The following is a 5885-nucleotide window of genomic DNA, read 5'->3' as shown; positions in this document are numbered from 1 at the left end:
AAATATTGTCTAATTTTATGTCAACCTATTTTAGGACTAGTCATATTTTAAAATTTCTTTCAGGAACATAAGGGTGTGATTCCATGCTCTTTTGGCCATTGTTGGGTTGTAATCCGGTGATTTCGGATCTGTGAAAGTATGTTTGGAATGGGCATATGTGATAATCTGCCAGTCGGCATTTCCTTCATTCATTTCTTTGATGAGGTTGTTGTAATCATCAGGAGTTACACTTTTATCATCCGCAGGATTTTCAACAAGGATTTTAGCACTCAATGCTTCATTTTTTCGGCTCTGATCTCTGCCCAGACTTCCGTGGATAGAAACCACACCTGCTACCGGAAGATGTCCTCTTGCGGATTCTAAAGCTCCTGTACCTCCAAAACAATAACCAATAACAGCTACTTTATCAGAAACTGCTCCGTTTTTCTTCAGCTGCTCCAATGCCAGCGAAATTCTTTTCTGGTATTCCTGAAAATTCTGTTTATAATATCCTGAACTCTTTGCTGCAGATTCATTGTCAGTGGGAATTTTTCCTTCACCGTAGATATCCGCGATAAAAGCAATATACCCTTGCTTTTCAAGTTCAATGGCTGCTGTTTTAGCTTCATCGTCAATACCTTTCCAGGCTGGAAGAATCAGTACTCCGGGCAGTTTTTTACCAGCATTGGAAGTGACGAGGCCATTCAGTTTCTGTGAACCATCCTGATAGGAAACAGGTTTAAGTTTCTGGCTGAAAAGGTTTCCCGAAGCCGTAATCATCGCAGTTAATAAGATAGAACGTATCATAAGTAATGGTTTGTGAATTAGTAGGTTGTAAAACAGATTAAAAGTAAGAAAATATTTAAAGAATTAAACCTTTACTCCCAATTCATTCAGTTCTTTTGTTAAATCTGTATCCGGAAAAACCTGAATGGTAATGAATCCCAGCGATTTTGCCATTTTAATATTCTTTGTATTATCATCAATGAAAACCGATTCTTCAGCCTTGATATTGTATCTGTCTAACAGAACATGCCAGATTTTAGGATCTGGTTTGATCAGTTTTTCTGTTCCTGAAACTACAATTTTACCTTCGAAAATCTCGAAAAAATCATAGTTTTCCAGGGCGTAAGGGAAGGTTTCTTCGGACCAGTTGGTCAATCCAAATAGCTTATAATCTGTATTTTTAAGTTTTCTGAGAATTTCAACGTTTTGCGGAATATCGCTTTTCAGCATTACTGTCCAGTTGTCATAGAAAGCGCGGATTTCTTTTTCCCACTCAGGAAATTTCTTTACCTGAATTTCTGTTCCTTCGGCAAGGCTTCTTCCTCGGTCCTGTTCAATATTCCATTCATCCTGTGCGATATTTTCAAGGAAGTATTCCATTTTCTCGTCATCATTAAAATAATCTTTGAAATAATATCTCGGATTCCAGTCCATAAGTACTCCTCCGAAGTCGAATATGATATTTTTTATTTTCATACTATTTAATATTGTTGTGAGTTACTGCTATTTTTATGAACCATCCCGTCAAAAAATTTTTAAATTTTCGCCACCCCTCCAGAAGAGGGGAATGATCACGTCTTCAGTTGTAATCATTGTGAAAAACGGAAATGATTTTGTATTTTTTATTTATTCCGGTCTGTAAAACTGGTACTGGCCGTCTTCATAATAAGCGTTGATATGCTGAAGTCCGTTGGTCAGAATAATTTCCTTTGCTCCGATAACAGAATTGTATCTGGCGGTTTGCTCAAATGTTTTTTCCGTTAGTTTGATCTGCGGCGCTTTACATTCAATCAGAATGACGGGTTCTGTTTTTTCAGTAACCAGCAGATCAATTCTTTTGGTAAGACCATTCAGAACAATCTTTTTTTCGGTAATCAGAGCCGATGTGGAGTAGGATTTTACGATAAGATAATAATGTATCCAGTGCTGTCTGACCCATTCCTCAGGAGTGAGCAGAAGATAAGTTTTGCGAACCAAATCATAAATAAAAAACTTATCTTTGTCTTTCTTGAATTTAAAATCAAAAGTTTCCTGAAAATTCAGTTTTGGAAGTTCCATTAATAAGATGAAAGAATTAGATTTAATCCTCAAAAATATTAAAAATAAAGAAGTTTTACCTATTTATTTTTTCCACGGAGAAGAAGCTTACTTCATTGATGTTGCGGTAAAAGCCCTTGAACATAACTTTTTGGAAGAAGATGAAAAAGCTTTCAACCAAACCGTTACTTACGGAAAAGATACCTCTTACCAGGAAGTTCTTTCCCTGGCAAGACAGTTTCCGATGATGGGAGATAAGCAGGTGATTATTGTGAAAGAAGCTCAGGATTTACGATTCAATGAAGAGGAAAACAGAATTCTGGAATCTTACGTAGATAACCCTGTTCCTTCTACAGTTTTGGTTTTTGCTCATAAGCACAAGAAGCTGGATAGCAGAAAAAAGGCGGCCAAAGCCCTGGATAAAGCCAAAGCACTCTTCCTGAGTGAGTCTGTAAAGGAGAGCCATCTTCCGAAATGGATTTCGGATGAATGTGCAAAGCTTAAAATCAATACAGCTCCCAATATTTCTCATCTTCTGGCAGAATATCTGGGAAATGACCTTTCAAGAATTGCCAACGAACTGAACAAACTGAAGATGATTCTTAAAGAAGGAGAAATTCTTGACGGAACAATTGTTGAAAACCATATCGGAATCAGTAAAGAATACAATATTTTTGAGCTTCAGAAGGCTTTGGGAACTAAGAATGCCAATGCTGCTTTTAAAATTGCTCATTTTATGGGTAAAAATCCGAAGAATAATCCTTTTGTCATGATGCTGGCAAGCCTTTACAATTATTTTTCAAACGTTATTATTTATCAGACGATGGCAGGACAGTCTCCGCAGACGATTGCTTCACAGATGGGAGTGAATCCTTATTTTATTAAAGACTATGCAGAAAGTGCCAGGCTTTATCCTCTGAAACATGCCACAAGAGTCATTTCTATTCTCCGTGAATTCGATATGAAAGGAAAAGGACTGGGAGCCGTAAATATGGGAGAAGCTGAGCTGATCAGAGAACTGGTGTACAAGATCATCAATGTAGACAAGATTAAAATGAAGGTGTGAGGCGAACGATGAGCTAACGGGATGTAAGATGCGCAATTTGAGGTATGATGGTAAGAGAAATGAAAACAGAAATGTTAAATTTACACCAACCTGAACCTCGGAACAGCTACCATCGAAATTCAACATATCAGATATTGACAAGTATCATTAAAATAACTTTAAAAAGAAATTAAAAATTCCGAAATTAGCGGTCTAATTCAAATTAAATCTTTTCGAACAAAGCAAATTATGGAGCAAAACATTTTAGATTGTGTGATCGTTGGATCTGGGCCTTCTGGTTTCACAGCTGCTATCTACGCAGCAAGAGCAGACTTAAAACCTGAATTGTTTACAGGTTTGGAGCCGGGCGGACAATTAACTACAACTACGGAAGTGGATAACTTCCCAGGGTATCCAGCCGGGATTACAGGTCCTGAAATGATGATGGATCTGCAGAAACAGGCAGAAAGATTTGATACCAAAGTTCATTACGAAATGATCACTAAAGCTGAATTCTCCAGGGAAGCAGGCGGTGTTCACAAATTATATGCAGGAAACAAAGAGATCCTTGCCAGAACAGTAATTATCTCTACAGGAGCTACTGCAAAATATTTAGGGCTTGAAGATGAGAAAAAATATGCAGGCGGTGGTGTTTCAGCTTGTGCTACGTGTGACGGTTTCTTCTACAGAGGAAAAGACGTTGTGGTAGTAGGAGCAGGAGATACAGCTGCAGAAGAAGCTACTTATCTTGCAAAATTATGTAAGAAAGTGACATTGTTGGTGAGAAAAGACGTTTTCAGAGCTTCAAAAGCAATGGTTCACAGAGTGGAAAGTACTCCGAATATTGAAGTGAAATTTCACCATGAATTAATCGGGATTGAAGGAGAAAACAGCCTTGTAGAAAGAGCGGTAATCATCAATAACCAGACTCAGGAGAAATCTACAGTAGATGTGGAAGGTATTTTTATCGCAATCGGTCACAAACCGAATACGGATATCTTTGTTGGCCAGGTAGATCTTGATGAGAACGGATATATCGTAACTGAAAAAGGTTCTACAAGAACCAATCTTCCTGGAGTATTTGCGGCAGGAGATGTTCAGGATCATATTTACAGACAGGCTATTACAGCTGCAGGAAGCGGATGTATGGCGGCAATGGATGCAGAGAAATATTTAGCTGAATTACACTAATCTTATTTAGCTTATACAATACAAAGCGTGCCCTATGGGTGCGCTTTTTTGTTTATTTATGGATTCTTTTTTAACACAACGTATTTTATTATTAATTTTTTGTCAGGTAATCGCAAAGAAGTCAATTTTTTCTAATCCTATCTATAGTTTTTAAGGCACAAGAACATTTCGACTTCGCTCAATATGAGATTTTCAGCAGAGAGTATACGGTATCAATTTTATCAGAGATAAAATCCTGGCGCCTTAAAAGGGTCTTCATATTTCTATTTCTTGCGCCTTTGCGCTTTCCAGCAGTATCCATCAAAAATTTAATCAGAATGGTGAAACAACTAACAAAACATTGACATATTTGTGAAACAGCAAAACGATCCTGAATTTGCATTCCATTAGAATTGTAAAATTCCTAAATTTGGCTTCTAATTAAAAACAAAATGGAAACAAAAATCATAAAAGTTACACATGTTACCGGAACCTACATTATTGAAGTTCCCAATGGAGCGCTTAATGATATGAAAACCCAATTGGACAAATGCCTTAACGATGAACAGGCTGCTATTGTAGTAAAGGGAGAAGATGGAGACCAGTTTGTATATCCGTCTGATTTTTTAAAAAACAGCTTCATTTCTATTGTTGATCGGGAATAAGCAGCCTTTCACAGATATAAAATAAAAACGGCTTCCAACGGAAGCCACTTTTTATCCTTTATGTAGGGAGAGACTATCTCTTTTTGTATTTTGCATTTTCTGCTTTTAAAGTCTCTATCTGCTCTTTCAGAAGATTAATGTATTCCTGCTGGCTTTCTAATATATATTCTGGGATACTACAGTACTGATTGTAGTTGATACTTGAATTATCATTAAGAGTAGGGTTGTCATTGTGCTGTATTTGAGAAGTTTTCTCTTCCTTAATATCTTCTACAGAAACCTCCAATGCTTTGGCCAGTTTTTCCCATTCGTCATCAAATATTCTGACATCTCCACTTTCTTTTCTGCTGTAGTTGGAGACGTCGGTGGCAAGAAGATCCGCAATCTGCTGTTGCGTATAGCCTTTCTGCTTTCTTAATGTTCTTAGCTTTTCCATTGTCATAGGATACCTGTGTTTTTACAAATGTAGTGAAAAATATGTGTGTTTGTAAATAGAGCTGTAAGTTTTGTCATATAAAAGCCTTTCTATAATGGGATTCCCGAAAACATGGTCGTTTTAGATTTTTATATTGAAACTTTTGCGAAAGAGCGAAAAATAATTCCCTTGATTTATAGTCTATTATTAAGTTTTGTTAAAATTTGTGTGGGAAAAGTTTTGCAGAAATTAAAAATCGTTCTATATTTGCACCACTGAAAACAACGGTATAGCCGGAGTTTAGGGAGAGTTGGCAGAGTGGTCGATTGCGGCAGTCTTGAAAACTGTTGACTGTAACAGGTCCGGGGGTTCGAATCCCTCACTCTCCGCTTAGGGAGACGTTTATTTTTTTAACGTCTCCTTTTTTTGTACCCTAAATTGCTTGATTTCCGGGCGGCAAAGGGAGGGGCGGATCAGTCTCAAAAGTTGGGGACTAGGCAAAAAGTTTAGCTAATCTGAATGAGAAGAATGCTTTGTCTTTTACACCTCTGAGCTGCATTCTGAAGTT

7 protein-coding genes and 1 tRNA gene are annotated in these 5885 nt (G+C 37.3%); 4 read left to right on the top strand and 4 right to left on the bottom strand.

All coding sequences use genetic code 11. From position 1 onward, the window contains the following. Positions 1-36: 36 nt before the first annotated feature. The 3 genes from EK417_RS17320 to EK417_RS17310 all read right to left on the bottom strand — a co-directional run bounded on the left by EK417_RS17320 (position 37) and on the right by EK417_RS17310 (position 2043). Positions 37-786: a dienelactone hydrolase family protein gene (locus tag EK417_RS17320; protein WP_136522870.1), complete on the bottom strand. Its 750-nt coding sequence runs from the start codon at positions 784-786 to the stop codon at positions 37-39. A 63-nt stretch (positions 787-849) separates the two neighbouring features. After that, positions 850-1461, bottom strand: coding sequence for an HAD family hydrolase (locus tag EK417_RS17315; RefSeq protein ID WP_136522869.1), 612 nt, complete (start codon positions 1459-1461; stop codon positions 850-852). A gap of 150 nt (positions 1462-1611) precedes the next feature. Beyond that, positions 1612-2043 carry a type I restriction enzyme HsdR N-terminal domain-containing protein gene (locus EK417_RS17310; protein WP_110367202.1) on the bottom strand — a complete coding sequence of 144 codons (432 nt, stop codon included), beginning with the start codon at positions 2041-2043 and terminating at the stop codon, positions 1612-1614. A 7-nt stretch (positions 2044-2050) separates the two neighbouring features. Here EK417_RS17310 and holA point away from each other — a divergent pair, with 7 nt between their 5' ends. The 3 genes from holA to EK417_RS17295 all read left to right on the top strand — a co-directional run bounded on the left by holA (position 2051) and on the right by EK417_RS17295 (position 4902). After that, a complete protein-coding gene (gene holA, locus EK417_RS17305; RefSeq protein WP_076594339.1) occupies positions 2051-3088 on the top strand; it encodes a DNA polymerase III subunit delta in 1038 nt (345 codons plus the stop codon). A 228-nt stretch (positions 3089-3316) separates the two neighbouring features. Continuing rightward, entirely contained in the window at positions 3317-4258 is a 942-nt protein-coding gene (gene trxB, locus EK417_RS17300; RefSeq protein ID WP_076594340.1) for a thioredoxin-disulfide reductase, read from the top strand. Between the two features lie 431 nt (positions 4259-4689). Continuing rightward, positions 4690-4902, top strand: coding sequence for a glyceraldehyde-3-phosphate dehydrogenase (locus tag EK417_RS17295; RefSeq protein ID WP_076594341.1), 213 nt, complete (start codon positions 4690-4692; stop codon positions 4900-4902). Positions 4903-4975: 73 nt separating this feature from the next. Here EK417_RS17295 and EK417_RS17290 read toward each other — a convergent pair whose 3' ends face one another. Then, a complete protein-coding gene (locus EK417_RS17290; RefSeq protein WP_317043132.1) occupies positions 4976-5338 on the bottom strand; it encodes a helix-turn-helix domain-containing protein in 363 nt (120 codons plus the stop codon). 283 nt (positions 5339-5621) lie between these two features. Here EK417_RS17290 and EK417_RS17285 point away from each other — a divergent pair. Continuing rightward, positions 5622-5706 (top strand) — tRNA-Ser (locus EK417_RS17285). Positions 5707-5885: the final 179 nt, after the last annotated feature.

Source organism: Chryseobacterium candidae (genome assembly GCF_004916905.1).
GTDB lineage: Bacteria > Bacteroidota > Bacteroidia > Flavobacteriales > Weeksellaceae > Chryseobacterium > Chryseobacterium candidae.
Note: the sequence above shows the minus strand (reverse complement) of the source record. Positions and strands in the feature narration are given on the sequence as shown.

Excerpts from the sequence above, each read along its gene's own strand:
- EK417_RS17320 (WP_136522870.1), bottom strand. The coding sequence starts at position 786 with ATGATACGTTCTATCTTATTAACTGCGATGATTACGGCTTCGGGAAAC.
- EK417_RS17315 (WP_136522869.1), bottom strand. The coding sequence starts at position 1,461 with ATGAAAATAAAAAATATCATATTCGACTTCGGAGGAGTACTTATGGAC.
- EK417_RS17310 (WP_110367202.1), bottom strand. The coding sequence starts at position 2,043 with ATGGAACTTCCAAAACTGAATTTTCAGGAAACTTTTGATTTTAAATTC.
- trxB (WP_076594340.1), top strand. The coding sequence starts at position 3,317 with ATGGAGCAAAACATTTTAGATTGTGTGATCGTTGGATCTGGGCCTTCT.
- EK417_RS17290 (WP_317043132.1), bottom strand. The coding sequence starts at position 5,338 with ATGGAAAAGCTAAGAACATTAAGAAAGCAGAAAGGCTATACGCAACAG.
- holA (WP_076594339.1), top strand. The coding sequence starts at position 2,051 with ATGAAAGAATTAGATTTAATCCTCAAAAATATTAAAAATAAAGAAGTT.
- EK417_RS17295 (WP_076594341.1), top strand. The coding sequence starts at position 4,690 with ATGGAAACAAAAATCATAAAAGTTACACATGTTACCGGAACCTACATT.